Source organism: Peterkaempfera griseoplana (genome assembly GCF_001418575.1).
GTDB lineage: Bacteria > Actinomycetota > Actinomycetes > Streptomycetales > Streptomycetaceae > Peterkaempfera > Peterkaempfera griseoplana.
In genome coordinates this window covers 1-477 of sequence record NZ_LIQR01000112.1, presented here as the reverse complement: position 1 = coordinate 477, position 477 = coordinate 1, and the positions used below count along the sequence as shown (strand labels likewise).

1 protein-coding gene is annotated in these 477 nt (G+C 74.2%); it reads left to right on the top strand.

The window, feature by feature from the left end; all coding sequences use genetic code 11:
• On the top strand, positions 1–477 hold a 477-nt coding region (locus AOK09_RS41270; protein WP_217698403.1), incomplete at both ends, for an ATP-binding cassette domain-containing protein.

Genomic DNA, 477 nt, shown 5'->3' with positions numbered 1-477 from the left:
ACGCCGATCGGCCCCCGGCCGGCGATCGAGCTGCGCGGCATCGGCTTCCGCTACCCCGGGGTCCGGCGGGAGGTGCTGCACGGGCTGGACCTGCGGATCGAGCCGGGCGAGCGGCTGGCGGTGGTCGGCTCCAACGGCGCCGGGAAGACCACGCTGATCAAGATCCTGGCCGGGTTGTACCAGCCCACGGAGGGGGAGCTGCGGATCGGCGGCGCCGTCGTCGGCGGGGTGTCGGCGGCGGCCTGGCGCAGCCGCATCGCGGTGGTCTTCCAGGACTTCGTACGATATCCGCTGACGGCACGTCAGAACATACTGCCGGGCCGGGCGCAGGGCGAGGTGGACGAGGCCGCGCTGGCCGCGGCGCTCGCCGAGTCCGGCTTCGACTCCGTCCTGGAGCGGCTCCCGGAGGGTGAGCAGACGGTCCTCACCCGCTCGCAGCGGGGCGGTGTCGACCTCTCCGGCGGCCAGTGGCAGCAG